The sequence below is a fragment of the Streptomyces mirabilis genome, assembly GCF_018310535.1.
Lineage (GTDB): Bacteria > Actinomycetota > Actinomycetes > Streptomycetales > Streptomycetaceae > Streptomyces.
This window is the reverse complement of record NZ_CP074102.1, coordinates 6098657-6125611: the sequence shown is the minus strand read 5'-3', so window position 1 is coordinate 6125611 and position 26955 is coordinate 6098657. Positions and strand designations below refer to the sequence as shown.

Sequence of the window (26955 nt, the reverse complement as noted above, 5' to 3'; positions counted from 1 at the left end):
GCCGTCAGGCCCCCGGAGTCCCCGTGGTTCCCCGCTCCTTCTGGCACGTCTGTGGCACGGACTGTCCCTCTCGATGCGAACTCCGCCTGGCACCGGCCGACAGCCGCGAGCAGTTCGAGCGGCAGGCGATACCTGGCGCGACCTGACGCCGCGGTAATCCCCAAGTGATATTCTCCGGGGCGAAATCTCAGCGTTTCAATGAAAATTACGTCGTGTTCCGCCCCAGGAGGGCCCGCGATCATGTCTCTTCATTTGACCACGGACGACTGGGTCGTCATCGCCGGCGTCAGCACCGTCATCTACATGGTCGCGATGCGCTGGTGCATGCCGACGCCGAAAGCGAAGCGGCAGATATCCTTCGTCCCGCTGGGTGGCAGCGTCCTTCTGGTGCCCAACGCCGCGGTAGAAGGATATTCCGCCTCCTTCACCCTGTACTTGTACAGTTGCCTCCTGCTTGCATTCGTCATCATGCTGGTGCCGGTCGGAAAAAGGGTCGCGGCCGATACTTTGGAACAGGAGCAGAAGCCCTGGGACAAGGTGCCGCTCAATACTTTTTCTTTGTATTGGTTCGCGTTTTCGTCCACGGGTTGCATCGTCGCGATGCTCTACATCTGGCCGGCTATTAATTAAGCAGTAGGCGGCGCCAAAAAGGAATAAAAAAGACGGGCGGTTCAGCCAGGATCCACCCATCCGCGCTCTGGACAGATCTCGAAGCCTCCCATGCCGTACGAGACGGGCCTCGCCAGGCTGGAGTTACGCCGCAGGCCACAGTTCACCCAGCCGTGTTGCTGGGTCCGTGCGGGCCAGCTGCATCAAGGCAGTGGGACGCATACGCAGCAACCCGGCGGTCAGCGGCTCTCGGACGTCAGCCCGCCTCCTGCCTACGACTGGGCACGCACCTCGTTTGGAACCCACCGACCTCTCCCCCACGCCGCTCGCCGGGCTGCACGGCGGGCCCGGCTTCCATCCTGATCAGGACTGAGCGGCGGCGGCTCAGCGGTGAGGGATGCCGCCCAGCGCCGAGGGTGACTCCCTGGCGGGCAACCCGGGGCCGGTGGGGCGCGAAAGTAGCGGAAGCCCACATTCTATGACGTCGGTCACAGCGCTCCGCCGACCAACCGGCGCACTTAGTAGACGCGGCGCGGCGGACATCTGAGGATTTGTCCGTCTTGGCCCGGATGCGGATCCCGCCGCGCGTCCCGGAATTCCGCCCGGTCGGCCCACACGCCCACTGCCCCGTGTTGTAAGGCTTCTGACGCCGCGACAGCTTTCCCTCCTGCCGCCATGTGCGGACCGGAGACCCACGCACTGCCCCTGGCGAGGTCCCGGGACCTACGAGGCGACGTAGTGGCGGGACCCTTTGCGCTCCCTGTCGAGCCGTTCTAAGAATGTCGACCCACAGGACGTCGCCGCAGTTCGGAACCGGTGTTCACGCAGAGTCGACCGCGCACCGTGCGCTCGGCGTCACCGAGTGAGTAGGAGCCCCCCACATGAAGTCGTCCCGAACGTCCGCGAGACTCCTCGCCCTCACTCTCGGCCTGGGTCTGGCCTCCAGCGCGCTGGGCGCGGCGGTGCCGGCGAGCGCCCAGACGGCCGCCACCCCGTCCGCTGCCGCCGGTACCTCCGTGGCGCGGTACGCCGGGTCGGTTGAGGAGGCCGCGAACAACAAGGCGTTCTTCGAGGCCGTGCTCAAGTCGGTCGCCGAGAAGCGCGCCGCCCAGCCGAACGCGCAGGCGGTGACGATCTACTACAACGCCTCCCAGGCACCGAGCTTCCGTTCGCAGATATCGAGCGCGGCCTCGATCTGGAACAGCTCCGAGTCCAACGTCAAGCTCCAGGAGGCGTCGAGCGGTGCCGACTTCTCCTACTACGAGGGCAACGACCCGCGCGGGTCCTACGCCTCCACCAACGGCCACGGAAGTGGCTACGTCTTCCTCGACTACGCCCAGAGCCAGCAGTACGACTCGGTCCGCGTCGCCACCCACGAGACCGGGCACGTGCTGGGCCTGCCGGACGACTACAGCGGGCCGTGCAGTGAGCTGATGTCGGGCGGCAGCCCCGGCCCGTCCTGCACCAACCGCTACCCGAACGCCACCGAGCGCTCGCGTGTCGACCAGCTGTGGGCCACCGGAGTCGCGCAGGCCCCGGGCACGGCGAACCAGCCCGCTGACCGCCTGAGCGCTGCACCGCCGGTACGGACCGTGGTGCCGGGCCACGGTCCGGGACGTCCGCTCCACAGCACGTCCTGGAGTTGGGTCGGGTGATCTTTGACATCCGCCCTAGACGGGTTCGATGCAGATGAGGCGCTTGCCGTCGTGGCTCCGGACATGGAGGCCATTGCCCTCCAAGGCATCCAGAACCCTGCCCGCGAAGACCTCGGACATGCGCTCGCGAACCTCGCCGGACGTGAGCCACTCGACCGCCGCGGTCGATTCACAAGACATGCGCTTGGTGCCGGCCGTTGGCTCGCAGCGGAAGACCAGGGCCACGACGCCCAGCTTCATGTTCTTGTAGACACCGCTGAGTTGGTGGACAGCAACTCTCCATGGTCTCTGCGGAGAGCTGGCCTGCGTCGAACAGGTAGAGCAACTTGTCGCCGTCGGCGCTGCTCGGCGCCCAGTCGACTGCCAACGGCCGGCCTGGCGTGGGCGCGATTCCGAGTTCCTCACACACCTCGCGGCCGGCAGCTTGCAGCGGGGCTCCGTACCCTCGACGCGACCGGCGGCGCCACCACGCTCGAGCTGATGCACCGCATGGGCCACTCGTCGGTGCGGGCCGCGCTGGTCTATCAGCACCTCGTCAACGGCCGCGACCAGAAAATCGCCGACTGCGTGGACGGGCAGATCAGGAAGGTGAAGCTGCCCCGGCGCGGCCCATCCGGCACATAAGTGGCACGGCGCCGACAAGCCGCCGAGAAAGATCAAGGCCCAGGTCCCCGGATTCACACCGGTTGACCTGGGCCTTGGTCGTGTCCTGAGACTGGTGGGCGCGGACGGTTTCGAACCGCCGACATCCGCCTTGTAAGGGCGGCGCTCTACCGCTGAGCTACGCGCCCAGGACGAGTCGACAGCCTACATTGCCCGGGGGGATGCCCCGCAAACCCGTATCCGGGGGTTAACCCCACCTCCGGTCCGGGAGCAGCCCGGATCCCCCGGCGCACCCCGGAACCGTACGGTCGAAAGGCGTCGAAGGGCGTCGGAGCGCGTCGGCGTTCATTCCATTCCAGGGGGAGATCTTCATGGCTCGGACACAGACGCCTGCGCGGACCGTGGCGGTCGCCGGTGCCGTCGTCGCTCTCGTCGCGACCGCCGCGGGCTGCGGGGCGAGTGCCGGGGACGACAGGCATCCGGAGCATCGGGCGTTCGCGCTGCACGGTCGTACGCTCACCGTGGACTCGGACGACTCCGCGCTGGAGCTCGTGGTCGCCGAGTCGGCCGAGGCGGACAAGGTCGAGGTCACCCGGTGGTTCCAGGGACACGTCGTCGTCGGTGGGGATCCGCGCGTGACCTGGGCGATGAAGGACGACCGGCTGACGCTGCGGATGAAGTGTTCCGGCGTGGTCGCCGACTGCAGCGCCAGGCACCGGATCGTCGTGCCGCGCGGTGTCGCGGTGAAGGTCGTGGACGGGGACGGGAGCGTACGGGCGGAGGGGTTCAAGGAGGCGCTCGGGATCCGTACGTCGGACGGGAGTGTCCGCGTGACGAACTCCTCCGGCGCGCTGGACCTGCGTACCGCCGACGGCTCGATCCACGCCCTCGGCATCGGATCGCGCCGCGTGCGCGCCCAGTCCTCGGACGGGTCCGTACAGCTCGAACTCGGCGTCGTACCCGACCTGGTCGAGGCCCGCAGCCAGGACGGTTCGCTCACCATCGGGCTGCCCCACGACACCTATCGGGTGACGGCCGAGAGCGGGGACGGATCCGTGCGGGTGTCCGTGCCCCGGGACCCGGCCAGTTCCCATGTGGTGTCCGCCCACGCGAACGACGGAAGCATCACAGTACGAACCGCGAACTAACCGGCCCGTGTGTTCGTCCTTAACCGGTGGGAGAATGACACCGGGCAAGGCGGATGACAGCACGGGAGAGGGATGTGACGGCGACACCTTCAGAGCCGTACACGCCGTTTGCGCCACGCGCGCAGTCGGTACGCCGTCAGCCCCATCGGTGCCGTGACGTGCTGACCCTCGTCACCCTCCCGCTTCTCGCCGCCCTCGTGCTGCCCGCCGCCTTCGCCGGTGGCGGCACCCGGCGCTGGTTCGGCGGACGCTCCGAGAGCCAGCGGGCCGAGGCGCAGGCCGCGAAGGACGCCGCCGCGGCCGCGTTCTACGAACTGGACACCGCCCAGCGCGACCTGCGGATCTCGATCGAGACCATCACCGCCGTCGACGACTCCCCCGCGGCCCGCCGCGCCGTCTCCGACTTCGAGGCGCTGGGCCGGCGCATCGACGAGGCCAGTCAGAAGTACATCGAGGCCGTCGACGCGCACGACCTCGACCGGGACGAGCTGGAGGCGTCGGTCGCCACCCGCGCCCGCGCCGAGCTCACCGCCGCCAAGGACCAGCTGGGGCGGGTGAAAGGGGACCTGGACCGGTTCACGCAGGGGCTCGGGCCGCTGCTCGGTAAGGCCGAGACGCAACTCGCCCGGCTCGCGCCCGCCGTCGAGCGCGCCCGCCAGGCCCTGCTCGCCGCTTCGAACGCCCTCGACGGTGTACGGGAGACAGGGCTCAGAGCCGATGATCTCGCCGCTCGGCTCGCCGCGCTCGGGCCCGAGCTGACCAAGCTCAACCAGGGGGCCGGACAGCATGGCGTACCGGAGACACTGGAGCGCGCCGAGCGGGTCTCGCGGGAGGCCGGGGCGGTGCGCGCGGAGGCCGAGCTGCTGCCGGAGCGGGCCGCGGAGATCGACCACCGGCTGGTGTCGCTGCGCACCCGCGCCCAGGCGCTGACCACCCGCGCCGGGCAGGTGGAGCCGGTGCTGAGCGAGCTGCGGCGCCGGTTCGCGGCCGCGTGCTGGCAGGACCTGCAGCACGTACCGGAGCAGGCCATCGAGAACGTACGGCAGGCCGAGCTGAAGCTGAAGGAGGCGCAGGCCGCGCGCGACGCGCAGCGCTGGCCGGACGCCACCTCGCTGCTGTCCACGGTGCGCGCGCTGCTGAACGGCACCGATGAGGCCGTGTCGGCGGCCGGCGACCGGCTGCGGCGGCTGAACGCCGTGTCCAAGGACCCCCAGCAGGAGATCGACCGCACCCGCTTCGCCATCCGGGACGCCCAGCGCCTGGCCATGTCGGGCCGCAACACCCCGGATCCGCGGCACGCCCGCCCGCTCGACGACTCCGTCGCCCGGCTGGAGCGTGCCATCTCCGCGCTGGAGGGGCGCCACCCCGACTACTGGCACTTCCTGACCGAGACGGAGGCGGTGCGGGCCACGGCGGCCCGGGTGGTCTCCCAGATCCGCGAGGAGCGCGGCGGCCCGGTCTGAGATTCCGCCATACCCGTCGTCCGGTCTCCGGTACCGCCGATCCCGGCCCCCGATGTCGGCGATCCCGGTCCGCTGTGTTGGCGGTCCCCGGCCTCCGGGCGGATGCTGGGATGTACGTACGGCCTCCGCTAGCTGAAGAGGGAGGCGGACATGGCCACGCACGTACTTCGTCCCGGAACCCGACGACACATCGCCTTCGACGACCATCTGCCGGTCGATCACCGGCTGAACACGTTCTACCGGATCGGCGCGGGCCTGATGGGCCTCTTCCTGCTCGCCTTCGGCATCCTGGGCCTGACCAACAAGGTCGGCTTCTTCACCACCCACGGGAACACGGTCATAGGGCTGAACACCAACGGCTCGCTCAGCGTGCTGTCCATCTGCGTGGGGCTGCTGCTGTTCGTGGGCATGGTGATCGGCGGGAACTTCGCCTCGACGCTCAACATGGTCTTCGGCGTCCTGTTCATCCTCAACGGCTTCCTGAACCTGGCGCTGCTGGACGGCCGCTACAACTTCCTCGCCTTCCACATCCAGAACGTGCTGTTCAGCTTTGTGGTCGGCGTCCTGCTGATGTTCTTCGGGATGTACGGGAGGGTCGGCTCGGCCCTGCCGCACGACAACCCGTACTACAAAGCCCGCCACCCCGAGGAGGCCGAGCGGGCGGAGCGGATCCGGGCGCTGCGGGAGTCTGCCTCGGCAACGGCCCTGCAGCAGTCGCACAGGGCCGCGCCGACGCCCAAGGCCGTGGGCGGCACGGAAACCAAGGCGGCGGAAACCACCACGGCAGCGGAATCCAAGGCATCGGAGAGCAAGCCCGCCGAGCCGCCCGAGCCCACGGATCCCTAGTTCACCTCAGGTGATCAGGTGATCAGGTGCGGTACGCGTAGTACGCCGAGGTCGGGTACGACGCGATGATGCTCGACAGCGACCGGCGGTAGGTGTCGGCGTCGTGGTACGTCAGGTACGGGACGCCGCTGGAGCTGCGGTAGGACGTGATCATGGTGTGGTCCTTGGACCCGTCCTTGTCGAAGTCCACCTGCAGGACGTCACCGACGTCCATCTGGTAGACGTTCGCCAGCGGCGCGGTGCGCTTGGCGGTCTGGGTGAACCAGGACCACTCGTTCACGCCCGCCCAGGAGTCGGACTGGCCGTTGGCGACGTAGTACCAGGTGTCGTACTCCTCCGGAGTCACGGTGCTGATCGGCTGCCAGCCGCCCGCCAGCAGGCTCTGGCTCACGAAGTTGGTGCAGTCACCGCCGACCCCGTTGAACTTCCGGTAGGCCGCGTTGTAGTTCTTCCAGTACTTCTCGGCGTAGGTCGCCATCGCCGCGTAGTCGTACGCGCCTCCGGTGAGCTTCTTGGGGTTGGCGGGCGCGGGATACGTGGTCGCTGCCGGGGGGGCGTCGACAACGGCCATCGGGGTCCTGCGCGCGGGGGCGGCGGTGACGGGTTCGTTGACCTGGCGGGGGCCCTTGTCGGTCGTGCGCAGGCCCGAGAGCTTCCAGGTGCCGTCCGGCTGGGCGGCGAAGGTCAGGACGTGGTGTGCGTTGAAGCCCGTGGTGTCGGGTTCGTCGCCGCGGATCTTCTTGTACGTGAGGACGGTGGTCTCGGTGACCCAGGCGGTGGCCACCTTTCCCCACCTGCGCGTCCTGTCGACGGTGACCTTGGTGTCGGCTGCGGTGTAGGCCTCACCCAGCGCCGCGAGGCGGGAGCGGGTGCCGCGCAGGGAGGTCACCGCGGTGTCCTCCGTCTTCGTCAGCGCGGCGGTCAGCTCGACGCCTCCCGTCGACTTCGACGCGAGGGCCGTACGGGGCGCCGCCTGGCTCTTGTCGAGGAGGGCCGCCGTGCGGTCGGTGAGCACGGCGTCCGCCATCCGGCCGAACGCGTCGGTCGTCGCCCGGTTCACGGTGACGGGCGCGGTCGCCGCGTGGGCGGAGGAAAGGGGCAGCAGCACTGCGGAGACGGCGATCGCCGTCAGGGTCGAGCATCGGCTCAACGTCTTCGATCTCACTGAGGACTCTCCTTACACCCGATCAGATGCCGGGGAGGGAATCTTTACACGTCCTCCTCAACCGTGGTGAACCCGGGGGGATTTCATGCACGCCCAGGTCAACTCCCCTGAGAAAAGAGTAAGTTGACGCACCGCATGTCAGGACACCGTTCACGGCTACTTCACCACCGTCGACCAGTCCGGGGACTGCGCGGGATCCAGACTGCGCAGACGCTCCAGGGTCTCGGGCTTCTGCACGTCGAGCCAGTCGGCCAGTTCACGGAAGGACACACAGCGAACGCCCTTCTTCGTGCACACGTTCTTGACGACCTGGTCGATGGACTTCATGTAGATGCCACCGTTCCAGTTCTCGAAGTGGTTGCCGATGAACAGCGGTGCGCGACTGCCGTAGTACACGCGGTTGAAGCCGTCCATGTACGACGCGACGGTCTCCTGCTCCCACTCGGGGTACTTGGCCGGGTCGCCCTCGGTCGAGTCGCCGGACTGGTTGGCGAGGAAGTTGAAGTCCATGGACAGACCTTGGAACTTGCCGCCCTCGTAGGGGAGCAGCTGCAGCGGGAAGTCCCAGACGCCCTCCTTCTTGTTCGGCCATATCTGGAGGTTGCCCGAGGAGCTCGCGTCATAGCGCCAGTCGTAGTCCTTGGCGGTCGCCTTCATGGCCTTGAGCAGGTTCTTCTGGCCCTCCAGGCAGGGCGCGCGACCGCCGTTGACCTCCTTCGTGGGGTCGAACGGCAGGGCCGGCAGATCGGTGTAGCCGGTGTTGGTCTTCCACTTCTCGACGAACGAGAAGAACTGGTTGATCTCGCTCTCCCACTCCTCCACGCTCCAGTCCCCGCCGCCCTTGTCCTCGCAGAAGTGACCGTTGAAGTGGGTGCCTATCTCGTTGCCCTCCTTGTACGCCTTGCCGAGCTCCTCCAGCGTGTCGCGGATGTGCTGGTCGGTGGCGTAGCTGATCGCCGCGGCGCCCGGCGCGTGCATCGGCGGTTTGTAGAGCGTCTTCTTGTCCTTGGGCAGCAGATAGATGCCGGTCAGGAAGAACGTCATGTGGGCGTTGTACTGCTTCGCCAACTCCTGGTAGTGCGTGAAGAGTTTGTCGTCGCCCTGGAGGGCGCCGTCCCAGGAGAAGACGACGAACTGGGGCGGCTTCTCACCCGGCTTGAGCGGGATGGGCTTCAACTCGCCCTTCTGCGGACCGGTGTAGGACGTGGAGCCGTCCCCGAGCACCTTCGTCTTGCCGTCCCACGGGGGTTCTTTGGTCGTCTTGGTGGCGCCGGCCCCGGAGCGGGGACCGCCGGCCGAGGCGGCCGGTGTGGTGTTGTCCGAGTGGTTCAGGGCCAGGTAGGTGGCGGTCGTCGACGTCACGACGAGGAAGGCCGCCATGGCCACGAACCCCTGGCGGGCGGAACCGGGAGCGGGTGCGGGTTCGCGGCGGCGGTGACCGCTGTGCTTCGAGTTCATACGGGGCACATTCTGCGAGGGGGGTGGAAGGAGCGGGCGGGGGCCTTTCGGCCGTCGGGATGCGCGGTGGCCTCTCGGCCGTCGGGGTGGGCGGCCTCGTGGCCGTCGCGGTCAGCCGAGCGGACTCATGGCGCCGGCCCAGATGCCGTACGGGACGTCGTCGGCGGACGCGCCGGCGAGCCCCTTGAGCGGCAGTGGTTCGAGGCTCTTGGTCAGGTCGATGCGGTAGAGGACGATCGCGGTCGACACGGAACGGTTCGTGCCGACGTACCAGGCGGCGGTGTCGTCCGCCGTGGTGCCGGCCTTCCCGGCCGTGTCCGGTGCGCTCTGGGCCGCGGTGGGGTGCGCCGTGCCGAAGGCGTCCGTGAGCCCCTCGGTGACCTCGCGGGCCACCTCGGCGCTCACCGCGCGCTTGGGGCGGGGGGTGTCCAGGGCGACCTGGGAGCCGTTGCGGGTGATGCGTCGCACGGAGTACGGCTCGGTGTGCGACCCGCCCGCGGCGAAGGTGGCGTAGGCGTTGGCCATCCGGATCGCGCTGGGTGTGGAGTTGCCCAGGGACAGCGCGGGCACCTGGGGTCCCATGGTCGACGAGAGCAGCCCGGCCGCTTCGGCGGTCTGCCGCACCTTGTCCAGGCCCGTGTCCATGCCGAGCTGCATGAACGGCACGTTCACGGACTCGGCGAGCGCCTTGCGCAGGCTGATCTGCCCCCAGGACTTGTTGCCGTCGTTGTGGGCGGCGACCTTCTTGTTGGCGCGGTCCCAGTAGGGCCCTTCGGGTGTGGTGACGGGGATGTTGTCGTCACCGTTGTAGAGCGTCTCCGGCGTGACCGGTGTCGCCGTACTGTCGCGGGTCTTGTGGACGCCGTTCTCCAGCCCGGCGGCGTAGACGAACGGCAGGAACGCCGAACCGGCCGGGACGGTGGTCGCGTTGGACTCGTTGTAGCCCTGCGTACGGTGGTCGGGGCCGCCGTAGACGGCGAGGATCTTGCCGTCGGCGGCCACCGAGGAGGCCCCGTAGTGGGCGGTCTTCGCCGTCTTGGGGTCGTCCTTCAGGGCCTTTTTGCGGGCCTTGGTCACGGCGTCGGCGAGCGCCGTCTCCCGCTTCCGGTCGAAGGTCGTGTAGATCTGGTAGCCGCCCAGGTCGAACTGCTGGTCCGAGATGTGCGCGGCCTTCTTCGCGTACTGGGTCGCGAGCTCCACCAGGTAGTCGCTCTGCTTGCCGGTGTCGAAGGTCTGGGACTGCGTGGTCGGCTCGGGGAACTTCGTGTACTTGGCCCGCTCGGCCGGCGACAGCTTGCCGATCTTGACCATGCGGTCGAGGATCCAGGACCAGCGCTCCACGGCGCGCTTGTGGTTCGCCTGGCTCAGGGTGGGGTCGTACAGGCCCGCGCCCTTCAGCAGGGACGCGAGCATCGCGGCCTCGCTGGCGTTGAGTTCGCCGACGTCCTTGCCGTAGTAGGCCTGGGCGGCGCGCTGGATGCCGTACGTGCCGCGGCCGAACCAGCTGGTGTTGAGGTAACCCTCGAGGATCTTGTCCTTGCTCATCTTCTGGTCGAGCTTGAGGGAGATCATCGCCTCGGTGAACTTGCGGCTCACCGAGCGGTTCTGGTTCAGGTAGACGTTCTTGACGTACTGCTGGGTGATCGTCGAGCCGCCCTCGGTGTTGCCCTCGCCGATCGTGCGCACCAGGGCGCGGGTGATGCCCTTGAAGGAGATGCCCGGGTCGGAGTAGAAGCTCTGGTTCTCCGCGGCCAGCACCGCCCAGCGCACGTCCTGGGGTATGTCCTTCAGCGGCATCGCCTGCCGCCGCACCCACCCGGTACGGGCCATGGGCGTCCCGTCGGACCAGAAGTAGACGTTGTCCTGCTGGGTGGCGTACGTGTTGAGGTTCTGGGGTATGTCTGTCGCGGCGTAGGCGATCACCAGAAACGTTCCGCTCAGCCCGATGGCCAGGCCCCAGGCGCCCAGCCACTGACGCCAGGAGGGCACCCAGCGCCGCCAGCCGGTGCGTCCGGGGCGCGGGTACGCCGGTCTCAGACGGCGGGCGATGCGCGCCCAGCGTCCGGCGAGCGCGGAGGGCATGGCCGGTTTGCGCCGGGTGCCGCGATGGCCGGAATTCGTCCCTCGATCGGCGCGTCGTGCGAGGTCCTCCGCACCTGAGTGCGCCTCGATCTCGGCAGGCGTCGGGACGCGAAGCTGCGTGGTCTCCTCGGCGGGGCTGTCGCCTCTGGGCGGGAGGCGGAGTTGCGTGGTCTCCTCGGCGCGGGGCGGGAGGCGGAGCTGGGTGGTCTCCTCGGCGCGGGGCGGGAGGCGAAGCTGGGTGGTCTCCTCGGCGCGGGGCGGGAAGCGAAGCTGAGTGGTTCGCTCGGCGGGAGTCTCGTTCTGCGTGTCCTCCGCACGGCGACTCGCCGGTCGTTGCGGACCGGGCCGTCGGCTGTTCTGGCGGTCGTCGCCCTCCCCGCTAGCCACGGCGGGCTCCGGCGCATGGACGGCCCAGGGGATGCGGGGCATCTGTTCGATGCCATGCCTCGGTCACGACTGCGTCTCCCTCCGCACTTCGGAATTGCGCGCGCGGGTAGATGCAGCGGCCGCACATGCGGCTGCGAGCCCCCCTCCCCGACCTTGCGGCTCGTCGCGGCCCCCTTAAATTATCAGCGACTAATACGATCTCCTCGCCCAGGAACCAGACAGAAATGCTCAGCAGGTCAAGTCGGCCCTCTGAAGGCACTGGGCGGGAATCGGGGAGGAATCGAGGAGGCCCGGGTTCCGGACCACGGCGGCACCCGGTGCGCGACCGGGTCACGGAAGACTTCGATCGCCGGTCCCGGGCCGCTAACCTGTGGGTATGCCTCGCTACGAGTACCGCTGCCGGACCTGCGGCGACACCTTCGAACTGAGCCGCCCCATGGCGGAATCCGCTGCTCCGGCGGACTGTCCCGCCGGGCACGACGACACGGTGAAACTCCTGTCGACCGTCGCGGTCGCCACCGGCGGGTCGGCGTCCGCGCCCGCGCCGCGCCCGTCCGGAGGGGGCGGAGGCGGGTGCTGCGGCGGCGGCTGCTGCGGCTGACCGACCAGGATTTTTCAGGAAGTCTTCAGCTTTTCTTCGCCCGAATCCTCCGCGCGGCCCGGGCGTGTCGCACTGTCAGGCCCTACGAGGCCTCCGCACAGGCCGGGCACGGCTCCCCCTCAGACCGCGCCCGGCTCCCGCTCAGACCGCGCCCGGCTCCCGTTCAGACCGCGCCCGGGCGGCCACAGGCGTGCACGAACTCCCGCAGGATCCGCTCCCCCGCCGCGACCCCCCGCTCCGGGAGGGCGGTGATCGCCGGCGCCGTCCAGTCGGCCTCGGCCAGCTCCCCGTGGCCCGGCCGCCAGCCGCGGTCGGCGGCGAGCAGCAGGTCGGCGTCGAGGAGGGAGTCACCGGCGGCGAGGGTCAGGATCGCGCCGGTGCGGCGGGCCACCTCGCGCACGGCCGCGCTCTTGGTGAGCGGCTTCGGCACGGCGTAGATCTTGCGGCCCTGCAGCGACACCGTCCAGCCGCGGCCCTCCGCCCAGACGGCGAGCTCCTTCACCCACTCCTCGGGCAGCAGCTCGCGCTCCACCACCAGATAGGCGAACAGGTCCTCGGCGACCCGGTGCTTGCGGACCCAGACCGGATCGGCGGTGGCCGCCAGATACTCCCGCACCTCGTCCAGCGGCGCGCACTCGCTGGCGAGCCGCGCGGTCACGGCCGCGTGCCAGTCGGGGTCGGAGACACCGTCGACGAGCAGGTGCCCGCCGTTGGCGCAGATCGCGTACTCGGGTGCGGGGCCCGGCAGGTTGATGCGCTGGTACTGCTTGCGGGTGCGGGTCGTGGTGGGCACGAAGTGGGCCGTGTCGCCGAGCTCGGTGAGCAGCGCGGCGGCCGTCTCGGTCATGTACGACAGCGGCTTGGCCTCGTGCACCTCGACGCAGAGCAGCCGGGGCGCCCGCGCGTCCGGCATGGTCAGCGCGAGGGCGGCGGAGGAGTAGATCAGCGTACGGTCGAGATCGCTGGCGACGAGCACCCTGGGCGCGGACATCAGACCGTCACCGCCTTGCCGTCGGCGCCGGTCGCGCCGCGCGTGTACTTCGGGTGGATCAACCCCACGCAGGTGTAAGGGAGTTCGTCGACCTCCTCGACGGGCACCCCGCGCTGCTGGGCGAGCAGGCGTACGTGGTCGAGGTCGGCGCCCGCTCCGGCGCGCGCCAGGATCTTCCAGGGGACGCGGCGCAGCAGCACGCGGGTGGTCTCGCCGACGCCCGGCTTGACGAGGTTCACGTCGTGGATCTCGTAGTCCTCGCTGATCCGCTCGACGGCCGCCCAGCCCTCCCAGGTGGGCGTGCGGTCGGCGGCGAGGAGCTCCTTGGCCTGGGCGCAGGCCGCGTCGGCGACGTCGGGGAAGTGGGCGGCGACGGCGTCCAGGAAGTCGACGGAGACGTCGGATCCGGCGAGCTCGCGGTAGAACTTCGCGCCGTGGAAGTCGTACTCGCCGACCAGGTCCGAGCGCAGCACGGTACGCGAAATCAGGCCTGAGACCGTCGAGTTGAGGCAGGCGGAGGGGATGAGGAAGTCCTCGCGGGTGCCGTACGTCCGTACGCACGAGCCCGGGTCGGCGAGGACCGCGATCTCCGGGTCGAAGCCGGTGATCCCCTCGGCGGACTCGAACTCCCTGATGGCCTCGGTGAGTTCGCGGGTGATGGCGCCCTTGCCGGTCCAGCCGTCGACGAACACGACGTCGGCCGGGTCGTGGTGGGCGGCCAGCCAGCGCAGCGCGTTGGCGTCGATGCCGCGGCCACGGACGATGGAGACGGCGTAGTGCGGCAGGTCGAGGCCGTGCCGGTGCTTGGCCCAGCGGCGCATCAGGACGCCGACGGGGGTGCCCGCGCGGGCCAGCGAGACGAGGACCGGACGCGGGGAGCGTTCGGCGAGCACCAGCTCCGTGACGGCGCCGACGGCCCGGGCGATCCGGGCGGCCGAGGTGCCCAGGGCCGTCTGGAACAGCTCCTGGTACTGGGGGCTCGGCTGGTACTCGACCGGCAGCGACTCCGCGTAGTGGGCGCCGCCGCTCTGGATCGCCTCCTCGCGCTCCTCCGTCGGCGCCTCCAGCGTCACGTCCGAGAGGTCCTGCAGCAGCCAGCCGACCTCGTCGGGCGCGTACGAGGAGAAGGCGGGGCCGCGGAGGGGCTCGGGGAGCATGGAGGGCCTTTCTGTGGACGGCCGTGCGGGGACGTACGACGGGACGACGGCGAGCAGGACGCTCGGGGTGTGCTCCGCGAGCTGGGCCAGCAGGCCGTCGGGGGCGTGCAGGCCGGGCGTGTCGGCGGCGGAGTCGACCACGGCCACGACCGCGTCGAAACCGGCACCCGCGACGTTGTAGGCGTACCGCTCGCCCGGTCCGTCGTCGGGGTCGTCGTGGGCCGGGAAGACGAGGCGCGTCCGTATGGCGTAACCGGGGTCGTCGAGGGCGAGCACCGGGGAGCGGGTGGTCGTGGAGTACCGCACCTCGGCGGGCACCACCTGCTCCAGCTCCCTGGCCAGCCTGAGCGGCGCGTACATCAGCTCCTCGAAGCCGAGTACGAGGACGCGCCGCGCCCCCTCCGGCAGCGCGTCGGCGATCCGCGCGGCCATGGCGGGCAGCGCCGCGTCCAGCCGTATTCGATGCCCGGGCGTGAACCCGTGCCGTCCCCCGTCGGGCAGGCCCCGGGGCCAGCCGAGCTCGACACGGGTGGCACCGGGGTGCCCCCGACGGCTGTCGGCGGGCTCGCCGCGCTCGGTGGTCTCGTGTTCCGCCACCAGCGCCTGGCCCTTCTCCAGGACGCCCTCCGGGAGGTTCACGGTGCCCCTCGCCGCGGCGACCAGGTCCACCCGTGCGCCGATCTCCGTCGCGAACTCCGCCAGCCGGCCCAGGTCCGCGGCCGAGCGCATGTCGACCAGGGCCACGACCACATAGCGGTCGCGCGGATAGCGGGCGTGGAGGTCGCGGATGGTGTTGAGGACCGTGTTGCCGGTGGAGAACTCGTCGTCGACGAGGACCAGGGGGCCCGGGCCCGCCAGCAGACCGGGGTTCTCCGGCAGCAGGAGGTGGGAGGTGGCGTGGGAGTGGGACTCCTCGAAGCCGCCCGCCGTGTCGACACCGGGGACGGGGCGGCGGGTCGAGTGGAGGTAGGGCGCGAGGCCCACGCCGTCGGCGACGGAGTGGCCGAGGCCGGTGGCCGTCTCGGCGTACCCGAGGACGACGGCCGCGCGGGCGTCCTCGGTGCCGAGCAGCTCCCGCACCCGCCGGCCGAGCGCGAATCCGTGTCCGTACACCACGGACGGCGACTGCGGGACGTGCTTGCCGAGCACGTTCGACACGAGCAGATGCGCCCGGCGGGGGTTGCGCCGCAGCGCGAGCCCCAGCAGGTCGCTCAGCTCCTCGTCACCGACGAGCTCGACACCCAGCCGCTCGGCGACCCAGGTCCCCGTCCACACCACGTTCTTCATCGATTCCTTGTCGGTCGGTCGAGGTCGCTCGAGCCGGCGCGGTTCACGCAGGCAGGGCGGCCGCGAGCAGTTCCACGAAGCCGATGTCCTCGTTCGCCACACCGAACACCTCGGCGCGCTGGAGGGTGCGCTCGGCCCAGGCGCGGTGCGGCTTCACTTCATTCATTTTGTTCGTGTACGCCGACCGCAGCACGCCCCCGCCGCCCCGCTCGGGCCTGAGGATGTCCTGCGCGTCGCTGTACTCCTCGTGGCTGACCACGGACAGCGCGTGCACCGCCGGGACGTGCGAGGGGTGGATACAGGTCTTGCCGAGCAGACCGTTGGCCCGGTCGAGGGCGATCTCGCGCAGCAGCCCGTCCAGGTCGTGCTCGATCAGCGCCTGGCGCAGCTCCTCGACCTCGCCCTCCTGGAAGGGACTGCGGCGCAGCTGCGGTTTGAACATGCGCTCCTGGACCCGGAAGTACTCCCACACGGGCCCGGTGACCGTGAACCCGGTGCCGTCCGAGCGCCCCAGCATGTTCACCACGTCCGCGATCACGGAGGCGACGATCTGGACGTCGTAGGCGGTCATGTCGGGCGCCCTGCGCAGCCCGTACGCCGAGCAGAAGTCGGTGACGCCCAGGCGCAGCGCGAGGACGCGGTCGCGGTACTTGTCGACGACCCGGGAGATGCCCTCCAGCGTCTCCCGGCGGCTCTCCAGGTACAGCAGGCCGGGCGACTCGAGGACCGGCATCGCGAACAGCCGCCGGCCGCTCGCGGACTCGGCCGCGGTGAGCGCCTCCATGAACGGGACGCCCCGCTCCTCGGTGAACTTCGGCAGGACGAACCCGGACAACAGCCGCACGGACGCGCCGAGCCGCCGGACGAGGTCCGGGATCTGCCCGGGTTCACGGACCCGTACGAACAGCAGCGGGAGCCCGTCGGTCTCCGGCCGTCCGGCGAGGTCGGCGAACTGCCGGACCAGGTTCTCCTCGGCGTCCACGACCTCGGCGTCGTCGATCGAGTCCTCCAGGCACAGCACCATGGAGACCACGCCGCGCCCGGCCTGCTTGACGACGTCGTCGGCGAGGCGGGGTCTGGTCGCGGGGCTGTACAGGGTGGCGCCGAGGGCCGCCGCGAGCACGCGGGCGGGCGAGTCGGCGGTGAAGACGCACGGCTCCCGGTAGAAGAGACGCTGCCGCTCCTCAGGGGCGATGTGCCCGAAATGACGCATGAAACTCCCCCGTGGCGGCTAGGCGGACTTACGTGAGGTGGCCGGTAATAGTACGTACAAATCCATGTCAGTCGTTCCCACCAGGCGTGAAGTTCAGGTAACTCGGCCATGTCGGTTGCCCGCACATCCCGACCGGGAATCCTTACCCCCGCGTTGTCGTGACCAGGACCGAGAGGGCAGGATGACCGCATGACGCACGCGATGCTGAAGGGGTCGAACGTCCCGCTGGACGCCACAGCGGTACGTGCCGTGCTGCGCTGGACGCCCGGGCAGGGTGTCCCCGATGTCGATGTCTCGGCGCTGCTCCTCGGTCCCGACGGCCGTGTGCGATCCGACGAGGACTTCGTCTTCTACAACCAGCCACGCCATCCCTCGGGCAAGGTGTGGCGACTTGGCAAGAAACGCGTCGCCGAGGGCCTCACCGACACCATCCAGACGGATCTGGCGGGTGTCGAGCCCGGTGTCGGACAGATTCTGCTGGTCGCATCGGCGGACGGCGTCACCTTCGACCAGGTACGCGCCCTACGCATCCTGCTGTACGACGCGACCGGCACCACCGGCACCACCGGCTCGGACGGTGAGCCGCTGGCCTACTTCGACATCAAGCCGGAGACAGGTACGGAGACGGCGCTGATCTGCGGCGAACTGTACCGGCGCGGTCAGGGCTGGAAGTTCCGGGCGCTGGGCGAGGGCTATCCGAACGGTCTGGAGGGGCTCGCCTCCGACTTCGGGATCACGGTGGACGAGTCCGAGCCGGAGGCCGTCGCGCCCGTGCCCGACGCCACCGCCTGGGCGGACCCCGCGGCCTCCCCGGAGACCTCGGTGCCGCTCCCGCCCGAGCAGTCCGCCCCGGTGCCCCAGCAGCCCGCGTACGGCTACCCGGGGCCCGCGCAGACGGCCCCCGTCCAGCCCGCGTACGGCTACCCCCAGCCGACCAGCCAGCCCGCCTACGGCTACCCGGGGCCCCAGACGGCCCCGGCCGTCCAGCCGGCCTACGGCTTCCCGCAGGCGGTCGGCTCCCTCCCCGACCCGGATTTCAGGCTGCCGCCACAGGGGCCACAGTTCATCGGACGCTAGGAAAGCGCCCCCGAAGGGGCGCGGGGCTGCATTCGACATGCGGCTCCGCCGCGTGGGCGCGACGAGCCGCAGCGGCCCCGCAGCCGCGACTCCTCGGACGCATCCGAGCTCCTGGGCGAGCCATCAACGGTCGGCCTTGGACTTGTACCCCCGTCCCCACTGCAACCCCCACCCGTACAACCGGTCCAGCTCCGCCTGGAACCCGTACACGAACTTCACCTCACGCCGCACCGTGATCTCGCCCTTGTTGTTCTCGATCATCACCACCGCGCAGGAGCGGGCCTGCGGATGCCGCTCGTCGAGGCCGATCTCGATCCGGGGCCCGTTGCTCGGGTAGAGCGTGATGATGGCGTGCGTACGGTCGAAGGCGGGCGTCTGGTCGTAGATGTACACGAAGACCAGGAGCCGCTTGATGTCGTCGCGATGGTCGAGGTTGACGTAGGCCGTCTCGCCGGACGCCGAACCGAACCGGTCGTCACCGCTGAGCTTCACATACGGCGGGTCGTTGATGTCGCCGAGGAAGTTGCCCAGGGGCTGCACCACGCCCTTGGTGCCGTCCGCGAGCTCGTACATCACGCCCAGGTCGAGGTCGACGTTCACCATGCTCTGGGTGTGCGCCTGGACCACGTCCGGCTTGAAGGTCTTGAAGGGGTGCCGCAGCAGGCTGCCCCGCTGCTGGCCGCCGCCGATGTCCGACGTGCGCATGCGCCAGGACAGGTTGATGCGCAGGTTGCCGGTGGCCGCGCCCTGCTTGGTGAGCGAGACCGTGTGGTTCCGCTTGGTCAGTTCTATGGAGTTGGTGGCGGCACTGCCGGAGTCGAAGTCCGTCGAGCGTCCGCGCCACAGGTCGTCCCAGAAGCCCATTGCCTTGTCCCGCCCCCACGTTGCCTGGATATGCGACGGGGCGGCCACGAGGACTCGTCCTCGACGGCCGCCCCGCTCAGAGCGTTCCCGGAATCACGCTCCCGGACTCACACCCCGGACGAGACCTCAGTCTTGTCGTCCGAGGCCGTCGCTTTTCCCTCGGCCGCCGCGAGCGCCCTGTTGCGGCGCACCGAGGACCAGAAGGACCAGGCGATCAGGACGACACCGACGAGACCGGTGATGACCTCGTGGATCTGGTACTGGATGGTGACCAGGAGGATCACGGCGAGGGCGCCGATGGCGTAGTGCGCGCCGTGCTCCAGGTAGACGTAGTCGTCGAGAGTGCCCTGGCGGACCAGGTAGACCGTGAGCGAGCGGACGTACATGGCGCCGATGCCGAGGCCGAGCGCCATCAGCACGATGTCGTTGGTGATGGCGAAGGCGCCGATGACACCGTCGAAGGAGAAGGACGCGTCCAGGACCTCGAGGTAGAGGAACATGAAGAACGCGGCCTGACCGGCGAGGACGACGGCCGGCTTCTTCTTGCCGGTCCGCGCGGCCTCCTCCTCTTCCTCGTGCTCCCGCTCCTCGTCTTCCTCGAGCTTGTCCTCGAAGTAGCCGGAGAGCCCGCCGACGACCATGTACGTGATCAGGCCCGCGATGCCGGCGATCAGCACCGTCTGCGCCTTGTCGATGTGCGCGCCGCCGTGCTGGTGTGCGTGGACCGCGAAGGTCATGGAGGAGACCAGCAGCACGACCAGGGCGATGCAGACCGACAGCATGTCGACCTTGCCGAGCTTGGCCAGCGGACGCTCGATCCAGCGCAGCCACTGGATGTCCCGGTCCTCGAAGATGAAGTCGAGGAAGATCATCAGAAGGAACATGCCACCGAAGGCGGCGATCGCCGGGTGGGCGTCCGTGACCAGCTGCTGGTACTGGTCCTTGTCGGTCAGCGCGAGGTTGACCGCCTCGATCGGGCCCTTCTTGGCCGTGACCGCCACGATCACGACAGGGAAGACCAGTCGCATGCCGAAGACGGCGATCAGCACACCCACCGTGAGGAAGATCTTCTGCCAGAAGGCATTCATCTTCTTCAGGATCCCGGCATTGACCACCGCGTTGTCGAAGGACAGCGAGATCTCCAGGATGGCCAGGATCGCCACGATGCCAAAGGCGGTCCACCCCCCGTAGATCACCGCTGCGACCAAGCCGAGCGCGGTGACCGCAAACGACCAGCCGAAGGTTTTCAGAAGCACTGGCTACCCAATCATCGTGTATGTACGGGTCTCCCCCGCGCCGTACTCGGCTTTACCTACTGTTGACCACGAAGTCTAGAGGGCCGCCCCTTCGGCTGACTCGGGCGGGCCCTAGGAAACATTGACTCCGAAGTCGAGCGCGATGCCGCGCAGACCGGACGCGTACCCCTGTCCGACCGCTCGGAACTTCCACTCCTGGTTGTAGCGGTAGACCTCGCCGAAGATCATCGCCGTTTCCGTCGAGGCGTCCTCGGACAGGTCGTAACGGGCGAGCTCCTGGCCGTCGGCCTGGTTGACCACGCGGATGAACGCGTTGCTGACCTGACCGAAGGTCTGACCGCGGTTGTCGGCCTCGTGGATGGAGACCGGGAAGACGATCTTGTCGACGTTGGCCGGCACCTTGGAGAGGTCGATCAGGATCGACTCGTCGTCGCCCTCGCCCTCACCCGTGAGGTTGTCACCGGTGTGCTCCACGGAGCCGTCCGGGCTCTTGAGCTGGTTGTAGAAGATGAACCACTCGTCGCCGAGCACCCGGCCGGAATTGCACAGCAGAGCGCTGGCGTCGAGGTCGAAGTCGGCTCCGGTGGTGGAGCGCGCGTCCCAGCCGAGCCCGATCATCACGTGCGTGAGGTTGGGTGCGGCCTTGGAGAGGGAGACATTGCCTCCCTTGGCGAGCGTGACGCCCATGATGCTGGTCCTCCCCGAGGTCAAACTTTTAGTTGTGCCGCGCGACCCGCGCGCGGTGGTCCAGCGGGTCCGGCGCCGCACGTGAAGCGTGCGGCGCCGGGCCTGGAGCCGAAGGCCGTACGGCTCAGACGTTCACGTCGGACGGTCGCGTCAAACGTTCAGATCAAACGTTCGCGTCCGACGTGTCCCCGTCCGACGGTCGTGTCAGACGTTGACGCCGAAGTCCTGCGCGATACCGCGCAGACCCGAGGCGTAGCCCTGGCCGATGGCGCGGAACTTCCACTCCGGGCCGTTGCGGTACAGCTCGCCGAAGACCATGGCGGTCTCCGTCGAGGCGTCCTCGGAGAGGTCGTAGCGCGCGATCTCCGCCTCGCCGGCCTGGTTCACCACGCGGATGAACGCGTTGCGGACCTGGCCGAAGGACTGCTGGCGGTTCTCGGCGTCGTAGATGGAGACCGGGAACACGATCTTCTGGACGTCGGCGGGCACGGCGGCGAGGTTGACCTTGATCTGCTCGTCGTCGCCCTCGCCCTCACCGGTGATGTTGTCCCCGGTGTGCTCGACCGAACCGTCCGGGCTCTTCAGGTTGTTGAAGAACACGAAGTTCTGGTCGGTGCTCACCTTGCCGTCCGCATTCGTGAGGATGGCGCTGGCGTCGAGGTCGAAGTCGACGCCGGTGGTGGTTCGGGCGTCCCATCCCAGACCGACGATGACCGCGGTCAGTCCCGGGGCCTCCTTGGTCAGCGATACGTTGCCGCCCTTGCTGAGGCTGACTCCCACGAGTCCTCCCAATGGTGTCCAGGGGCGGGGAGCCCCGTCGTGCGTTGGTATCGGATCAACGTGTCGATCCTAGTGACGGGTTCCCGCACCCTGCAGGCCCTGCGACCGAACAATCACAGGGTGTCGGGCTCACAGAGTGTCGAGCGCCTTCACGTACTCGTTCAGGTCACGCGCGTCCGGCAGACCGTTGACGACGGTCCAGCGGACGACGCCCGCCTTGTCGATGATGAAGGTGCCGCGCACGGCACAACCCTTGTCCTCGTCGAAGACGCCGTACGCGCGCGAAGTGTTGCCGTGCGGCCAGAAATCGGAGAGCAGCGGGTACTCCAGGCCCTCCTGCTCGCCGAAGACGCGCAGGGTGTGGATGGAGTCGTTGGAGACGGCCAGCAGCTGGACGTCGTCGTTGACGAACTTCGGCAGTTCGTCGCGCAGGGCACACAGCTCGCCGGTGCACACGCCGGTGAAGGCGAACGGGTAGAAGAGCAGCACCACGTTCTTCTCACCGCGGAAGTCGGACAGCTTCACGGTGGCGCCGTGGTTGTCCTTGAGCTCGAATTCCGGTGCCTCGGTGCCGACCTCGATCGCCATAGTCACACGCTCCCCTTCCAAGGGCCTGTTCGGGTGAACCCCACCCTACGCAGCACCCCCCGCCCCACCGGCCGCACCCCGACCACGCGCCCCACGCGCCACCCCCCATCCCGACGCGGCGCGCCCGGGGTGCAACGTCGCGTGGGGGCTGCCGCCATCCGGGTGGGTGCCGGCCCGCCTCGGGGTCCGGGCCCGGGTGGGGTGTGGCGGTGCGGTGGTCCGGCGTGGGTGGTGCTCGCGCGCCCCACAGGCCTGGTCGCGGAGCCCCCGGCGGCCGCGTGGGACGGCCGGGGCATGGGGGAGGCCCCCGGCGGCGGGGACGCCGACGGGGGCCTCTTGGGTGGTTTGGTGCGGCAGACGGAGCGAGAGCTCAGCGCTTCGACTTGGGCGTGGCCAGACGCGTGCCCGACCACTCCTTCCCGACCGAGATGCTCTTCGTCTGGGAGAGGCCGGCAGTCTGGGCGGCGTCACTGATGTCGCTGGGCTCGACGTAGCCGTCCCGGCCGGTCTTCGGGGTCAGCAGCCAGATCATGCCGCCGTCCTCAAGGAGACCGATGGCGTCCACCAGAGCGTCCGTAAGGTCGCCGTCCTCGTCGCGGAACCACAGCAACACGACGTCAGCGACGTCGTCGTAGTCCTCGTCGACCAGGTCCTGGCCGATCAACGATTCGATACCTTCACGGAGCTCGTGGTCAACGTCGTCGTCGAAGCCGATCTCCTGGACCACCTGTCCGGGCTCGAACCCCAGCCTGCCGGCCGGGTTGGTCCGCTCCTCCGCGTGGTCCGCGGTCGCGCTCACGGCTTGCCTCCTGATCATGTTTCGGTAGATGTCTCAGCCACGCGCGTACGCGAGGCATTGGCCGTAGTCCACACGGGCGGGGCGGATCGCGCAAGTACCCGGCCGTCGAGACCGCCGAAACGGTGACGATCCCGGCGGTGTCGGCGCAACCCCAGGCGTGGATTCAAGGCCATAAGTGACGCACACCACACCCTTCTGCCCCATTTATGAATTTCGGAACCCTTGGAGCGTACGAGACCCGAACGACTTTGCGGAACGCGTCACGGAGTGAGCGTATCGTTGCGTTTTGGTCGGGCACGTCCCAACGAACTGCAGGAATGTGTTGGTTACCTCTCGGTAGAGATGACGATTCCGTTCCCGAGGTACACGATGGGGAACGGTGCAGACAGACCGAAAAACCGCCCCAGACAGCCTCCCAGACAACCCCTCGGGCAGCCCTCACACGCCCCTCTGACAGTGAAGGAACAGCGTGGTTTCCGGATCCGATCGCAATCCGATCATCATTGGCGGCCTTCCCAGTCAGGTCCCGGACTTCGACCCCGAAGAGACCCAGGAGTGGCTCGACTCCCTCGACGCCGCCGTCGACGAGCGCGGCCGTGAGCGCGCCCGCTATCTGATGCTGCGGCTGATCGAAAGGGCCCGCGAGAAGCGCGTGGCCGTGCCCGAGATGCGCAGCACGGACTACGTCAACACGATCGCCACCAAGGACGAGCCCTTCTTCCCCGGCAACGAGGAGATCGAGCGCAAGGTCCTCAACGCCACCCGCTGGAACGCGGCCGTGATGGTCTCGCGCGCCCAGCGTCCCGGCATCGGCGTCGGCGGCCACATCGCCACCTTCGCCTCCTCCGCCTCGCTCTACGACGTCGGCTTCAACCACTTCTTCCGCGGCAAGGACGAGGGCGACGGCGGCGACCAGATCTTCTTCCAGGGGCACGCCTCCCCCGGTATCTACGCCCGCGCGTTCCTCCTCGACCGGCTCTCCGAGCAGCAGCTCGACGCGTTCCGGCAGGAGAAGTCGAAGGCTCCGTACGGTCTGTCCTCGTACCCGCACCCGCGCCTGATGCCGGGCTTCTGGGAGTTCCCGACCGTCTCCATGGGCCTCGGTCCGCTCGGCGCGATCTTCCAGGCGCGGATGAACCGCTACATGGAGGCGCGCGGCATCGCGGACACCTCCAAGTCACACGTCTGGGCGTTCCTCGGGGACGGCGAGATGGACGAGCCGGAATCGCTCGGACAGCTGTCCATCGCCGCTCGAGAGGGCCTGGACAACCTGACCTTCGTCGTCAACTGCAACCTCCAGCGCCTCGACGGCCCGGTACGCGGCAACGGAAAGATCATCCAGGAGCTGGAGTCCCAGTTCCGGGGCGCCGGCTGGAACGTCATCAAGCTGGTCTGGGACCGCACCTGGGACCCGCTGCTCGCGCAAGACCGCGACGGCGTGCTGGTCAACAAGCTGAACACCACCCCGGACGGCCAGTTCCAGACGTACGCCACCGAGACGGGCGACTACATCCGCCGGCACTTCTTCGGTGACGACCACCGGCTGCGGGCGATGGTCGAGAACATGACCGACGACCAGATCCTGCACCTGGGGCGCGGCGGTCACGACCACAAGAAGATCTTCGCGGCGTTCTCGGCGGCCAAGGCGCACAAGGGCCAGCCGACGGTGATCCTGGCGCAGACGGTCAAGGGCTGGACGCTCGGCCCGAACTTCGAGGGCCGCAACGCCACGCACCAGATGAAGAAGCTGACGGTCGCCGACCTCAAGGGCTTCCGGGACCGTCTGCACCTGCCGATCTCCGACAAGGAGCTGGAGTCCGGCGCGCCGCCGTACTACCACCCGGGCCGCAACTCGGAAGAGATCCAGTACATGCACGACCGCCGCAAGGGGCTCGGCGGATACGTCCCCACGCGCGTCGTACGGTCGCAGCCGCTGGCCCTGCCGGACGACAAGGCGTACGCGAGTGTGAAGAAGGGCTCCGGTCAGCAGTCGATCGCCACGACCATGGCGTTCGTGCGACTGCTGAAGGACCTCATGCGGGACAAGGAGATCGGCAAGCGGTTCGTGCTGATCGCGCCCGACGAGTACCGCACGTTCGGCATGGACTCGTTCTTCCCGAGCGCGAAGATCTACAACCCGCTCGGCCAGCAGTACGAGTCCGTGGACCGCGATCTGCTCCTGGCCTACAAGGAGTCGCCGACCGGTCAGATGCTGCACGACGGCATCTCCGAGGCGGGCTGCACGGCCTCGCTGATCGCCGCGGGTTCGGCGTACGCCACGCACGGCGAGCCGCTGATCCCGGTCTACGTCTTCTACTCGATGTTCGGTTTCCAGCGCACCGGTGACCAGTTCTGGCAGATGGCCGACCAGTTGGCGCGCGGTTTCGTCCTGGGCGCGACCGCCGGCCGTACGACTCTGACCGGTGAGGGCCTTCAGCACGCGGACGGCCACTCGCAGCTGCTCGCCTCGACCAACCCGGGCTGTGTCGCGTACGACCCGGCGTTCGGGTTCGAGATCGCGCACATCGTCAAGGACGGTCTACGCCGGATGTACGGCTCGTCCGACGAACACCCGCACGGCGAGGACGTCTTCTACTACCTCACCGTCTACAACGAGCCGATCCAGCACCCGGCCGAGCCCGCGGACGTCGACGTCGACGGCATCCTCAAGGGCATCCACCGCTACGCGGAAGGGACTTCGGGTTCCGTCCCGGCGCAGATCCTGGCGTCCGGTGTCGCCGTGCCGTGGGCGGTCGAGGCGCAGCGGATCCTCGCCGAGGAGTGGAACGTACGCGCCGACGTCTGGTCGGCGACCTCCTGGAACGAGCTGCGGCGCGAGGCCGTCGACGTGGAGCGGCACAATCTGCTGCACCCCGAGGAGGAGCAGCGCGTCCCCTATGTGACGCAGAAGCTGAGCGGCGCCGAGGGTCCGTTCGTGGCCGTCTCCGACTGGATGCGATCGGTTCCGGACCAGATCTCGCGATGGGTGCCGGGCACGTACCAGTCGCTCGGCGCGGACGGCTTCGGCTTCGCGGACACGCGCGGCGCGGCCCGGCGCTTCTTCCACATCGACGCGCAGTCGATCGTGGTCGCGGTGCTGACCGAGCTGGCCCGTGAGGGCAAGGTCGACCGGTCGGTGCTGAAGCAGGCGATCGACCGCTATCAGCTGCTCGACGTGGCGTCGGCCGACCCGGGAGCCGCGGGCGGCGACGCGTAGGCGCTGCGCGCGAGCGCCGGTGGGCCCTGGGGCCTGTCCGGCGGATCAGGTTGCAGGAAACGGGCGGTGCCTCATCGCCGCAGATGCGCGTGCCAAGCCCCGCGTCTGCGGCATGAGCAGCCGGACAGGTCCTAGGGGCGCGGGGAGCTGGGACGCCCAGTTTTCCGCGCCCCTTACGTGTGCTGTGTGCACCTACGATGCGGACATGAACGAGCAATCGGTGCAGGTCCGTTGGGAGCAGCGCACGCAGCGGCCCCTGCTGGGACTCGCGGTGGCCTTCGCCGTCGCCTATGCCGTGCCGATCGTGGACAGCGACGCGAGCCGTGGCCTGACGGGCGCGTGCACGGCCGTGGAGTGGACGGTGTGGGGCGCGTTCGCCGCCGACTATCTCGTGCGCCTCATACTCGTCCGGGACCGCAAGGACTTCGTCCGTACGCACTGGATGGACCTGTGCGCGGTGATCCTGCCGATCCTCCAGCCGCTGCGGCTGCTGCGGCTCGTCGCGACGCTCACGCTCGTCGGGCGGCGGGCTCGGATGGATCAGCAGATCCGGCTGACGACCTACGTCGGGGGCGCGGTCGTCGGGCTGCTGATGTTCGGCTCGCTCGCGGTGCTGTCGGTGGAGCGGGAGTCGCCGAACGGGAACATCAAGACGCTGGGTGACGCCGTGTGGTGGTCGTTCACCACGATGACGACGGTGGGGTACGGGGATCACGCGCCGACCACCGGCCTCGGGCGGATGATCGCGGTCGGGCTGATGCTCTCCGGGATCGCGCTGCTCGGTGTCGTGACCGCGAACATCGCCGCGTGGTTCATCTCGCGGTTCGAGAAGGACGACGTGGAGGAGCGGCGGCAGACGGCGGCGATCGAGTCGCTCACGGAGGAAGTGCGGGCGCTCCGTGCGGAGGTGGCCGCGCTGGCTGGTGGGGTTCGGCACCCGGTGCCGGGGGGTGCGGAAGAGCATTCGCGCTAGCGCGCCGAGGGTTCGTTGTCCGGTGCGGGTCCGGTGCGGCTGGGCGCGC

At 69.0% G+C, this 26955-nt stretch carries 21 protein-coding genes, 1 tRNA gene and 2 pseudogenes; 10 read left to right on the top strand and 14 right to left on the bottom strand.

Features of this window, described 5'->3' with window-relative positions; genetic code table 11:
- Positions 1 to 240 precede the first annotated feature (240 nt).
- Together SMIR_RS26945 and snpA are read left to right on the top strand one after the other, a co-directional pair.
- On the top strand, positions 241 to 630 hold the full coding sequence (locus SMIR_RS26945; RefSeq protein ID WP_168491055.1) for a hypothetical protein: 390 nt from the start codon (positions 241 to 243) through the stop codon (positions 628 to 630).
- 860 nt (positions 631 to 1490) lie between these two features.
- Positions 1491 to 2264, top strand: a complete 774-nt coding sequence (gene snpA, locus SMIR_RS26940; RefSeq protein WP_212727489.1) for a snapalysin — start codon at positions 1491 to 1493, stop codon at positions 2262 to 2264.
- Between the two features lie 15 nt (positions 2265 to 2279).
- Here snpA and SMIR_RS26935 read toward each other — a convergent pair.
- Positions 2280 to 2540, bottom strand: a pseudogene (locus SMIR_RS26935) (NUDIX hydrolase); the annotation flags it as partial.
- A 165-nt stretch (positions 2541 to 2705) separates the two neighbouring features.
- Between SMIR_RS26935 and SMIR_RS26930 the strand changes: the two are divergent.
- Positions 2706 to 2888 (top strand): annotated as a pseudogene (locus SMIR_RS26930) (tyrosine-type recombinase/integrase); the annotation flags it as partial.
- 92 nt (positions 2889 to 2980) lie between these two features.
- On the opposite strand, the gene SMIR_RS26925 reads toward SMIR_RS26930, so the two are convergent.
- Positions 2981 to 3055: transfer RNA gene (locus tag SMIR_RS26925), tRNA-Val, on the bottom strand.
- A 183-nt stretch (positions 3056 to 3238) separates the two neighbouring features.
- Here SMIR_RS26925 and SMIR_RS26920 point away from each other — a divergent pair.
- The 3 genes from SMIR_RS26920 to SMIR_RS26910 all read left to right on the top strand — a co-directional run bounded on the left by SMIR_RS26920 (position 3239) and on the right by SMIR_RS26910 (position 6324).
- Positions 3239 to 4015, top strand: coding sequence for a DUF4097 family beta strand repeat-containing protein (locus SMIR_RS26920; protein ID WP_168491057.1), 777 nt, complete (start codon positions 3239 to 3241; stop codon positions 4013 to 4015).
- A 74-nt stretch (positions 4016 to 4089) separates the two neighbouring features.
- Positions 4090 to 5478 carry a coiled-coil domain-containing protein gene (locus SMIR_RS26915; protein ID WP_212727487.1) on the top strand — a complete coding sequence of 463 codons (1389 nt, stop codon included), beginning with the start codon at positions 4090 to 4092 and terminating at the stop codon, positions 5476 to 5478.
- A 150-nt stretch (positions 5479 to 5628) separates the two neighbouring features.
- Entirely contained in the window at positions 5629 to 6324 is a 696-nt protein-coding gene (locus tag SMIR_RS26910) for a DUF4383 domain-containing protein (protein WP_168491059.1), read from the top strand.
- Positions 6325 to 6346: 22 nt separating this feature from the next.
- Here the strand turns inward: SMIR_RS26910 and SMIR_RS26905 are convergent, their stop codons facing one another.
- From SMIR_RS26905 to SMIR_RS26895, 3 genes are all read right to left on the bottom strand, one after another.
- On the bottom strand, positions 6347 to 7489 hold the full coding sequence (locus SMIR_RS26905; protein ID WP_168491060.1) for an amidase domain-containing protein: 1143 nt from the start codon (positions 7487 to 7489) through the stop codon (positions 6347 to 6349).
- Positions 7490 to 7645: 156 nt separating this feature from the next.
- Positions 7646 to 8947, bottom strand: coding sequence for a polysaccharide deacetylase family protein (locus SMIR_RS26900; RefSeq protein WP_168491061.1), 1302 nt, complete (start codon positions 8945 to 8947; stop codon positions 7646 to 7648).
- 111 nt (positions 8948 to 9058) lie between these two features.
- Positions 9059 to 11029, bottom strand: coding sequence for a transglycosylase domain-containing protein (locus SMIR_RS26895; RefSeq protein WP_248003642.1), 1971 nt, complete (start codon positions 11027 to 11029; stop codon positions 9059 to 9061).
- A 763-nt stretch (positions 11030 to 11792) separates the two neighbouring features.
- Between SMIR_RS26895 and SMIR_RS26890 the strand changes: the two genes are divergently transcribed.
- Positions 11793 to 12017, top strand: coding sequence for an FmdB family zinc ribbon protein (locus SMIR_RS26890; protein ID WP_101408169.1), 225 nt, complete (start codon positions 11793 to 11795; stop codon positions 12015 to 12017).
- Between the two features lie 163 nt (positions 12018 to 12180).
- On the opposite strand, the gene SMIR_RS26885 is transcribed toward SMIR_RS26890, so the two are convergent.
- Genes SMIR_RS26885 through SMIR_RS26875 form a run of 3 tightly spaced genes read right to left on the bottom strand, consistent with a single transcriptional unit; the run spans position 12181 to position 16665 of the window.
- Entirely contained in the window at positions 12181 to 13008 is an 828-nt protein-coding gene (locus SMIR_RS26885; protein WP_168491066.1) for an HAD family hydrolase, read from the bottom strand.
- Positions 13008 to 15452 carry a phosphoribosyltransferase gene (locus SMIR_RS26880; protein ID WP_168491067.1) on the bottom strand — a complete coding sequence of 815 codons (2445 nt, stop codon included), beginning with the start codon at positions 15450 to 15452 and terminating at the stop codon, positions 13008 to 13010. Before SMIR_RS26880 ends, SMIR_RS26885 begins: the two co-directional genes overlap by 1 nt.
- Positions 15453 to 15495: 43 nt before the next feature.
- Positions 15496 to 16665 carry an HpcH/HpaI aldolase/citrate lyase family protein gene (locus SMIR_RS26875; RefSeq protein ID WP_168491068.1) on the bottom strand — a complete coding sequence of 390 codons (1170 nt, stop codon included), beginning with the start codon at positions 16663 to 16665 and terminating at the stop codon, positions 15496 to 15498.
- A 189-nt stretch (positions 16666 to 16854) separates the two neighbouring features.
- Here SMIR_RS26875 and SMIR_RS26870 point away from each other — a divergent pair, with 189 nt between their 5' ends.
- Positions 16855 to 17742, top strand: coding sequence for a TerD family protein (locus tag SMIR_RS26870; protein ID WP_212727485.1), 888 nt, complete (start codon positions 16855 to 16857; stop codon positions 17740 to 17742).
- Between the two features lie 123 nt (positions 17743 to 17865).
- Here SMIR_RS26870 and SMIR_RS26865 read toward each other — a convergent pair whose 3' ends face one another.
- The 6 genes from SMIR_RS26865 to SMIR_RS26840 all read right to left on the bottom strand — a co-directional run bounded on the left by SMIR_RS26865 (position 17866) and on the right by SMIR_RS26840 (position 22716).
- A complete protein-coding gene (locus tag SMIR_RS26865) occupies positions 17866 to 18606 on the bottom strand; it encodes a TerD family protein (protein ID WP_168500987.1) in 741 nt (246 codons plus the stop codon).
- 107 nt (positions 18607 to 18713) lie between these two features.
- Positions 18714 to 19862, bottom strand: coding sequence for a DUF475 domain-containing protein (locus tag SMIR_RS26860; protein WP_168491071.1), 1149 nt, complete (start codon positions 19860 to 19862; stop codon positions 18714 to 18716).
- Positions 19863 to 19973: 111 nt separating this feature from the next.
- Positions 19974 to 20549: a TerD family protein gene (locus SMIR_RS26855; RefSeq protein WP_101405384.1), complete on the bottom strand. Its 576-nt coding sequence runs from the start codon at positions 20547 to 20549 to the stop codon at positions 19974 to 19976.
- A 204-nt stretch (positions 20550 to 20753) separates the two neighbouring features.
- Entirely contained in the window at positions 20754 to 21329 is a 576-nt protein-coding gene (locus SMIR_RS26850; RefSeq protein ID WP_054230998.1) for a TerD family protein, read from the bottom strand.
- Between the two features lie 129 nt (positions 21330 to 21458).
- On the bottom strand, positions 21459 to 21917 hold the full coding sequence (locus SMIR_RS26845; protein ID WP_168500988.1) for a peroxiredoxin: 459 nt from the start codon (positions 21915 to 21917) through the stop codon (positions 21459 to 21461).
- 370 nt (positions 21918 to 22287) lie between these two features.
- On the bottom strand, positions 22288 to 22716 hold the full coding sequence (locus tag SMIR_RS26840) for a DUF3052 domain-containing protein (RefSeq protein ID WP_054231000.1): 429 nt from the start codon (positions 22714 to 22716) through the stop codon (positions 22288 to 22290).
- 469 nt (positions 22717 to 23185) lie between these two features.
- Here SMIR_RS26840 and aceE point away from each other — a divergent pair, with 469 nt between their 5' ends.
- Both aceE and SMIR_RS26830 read left to right on the top strand, forming a co-directional pair.
- Positions 23186 to 25933 carry a pyruvate dehydrogenase (acetyl-transferring), homodimeric type gene (aceE, locus tag SMIR_RS26835; RefSeq protein ID WP_168491073.1) on the top strand — a complete coding sequence of 916 codons (2748 nt, stop codon included), beginning with the start codon at positions 23186 to 23188 and terminating at the stop codon, positions 25931 to 25933.
- A 205-nt stretch (positions 25934 to 26138) separates the two neighbouring features.
- The gene (locus SMIR_RS26830; protein ID WP_101405382.1) at positions 26139 to 26906 is read left to right on the top strand and encodes a potassium channel family protein; all 768 of its coding nucleotides are present in this window, start codon (positions 26139 to 26141) and stop codon (positions 26904 to 26906) included.
- The last annotated feature ends 49 nt before the right edge of the window (positions 26907 to 26955 follow it).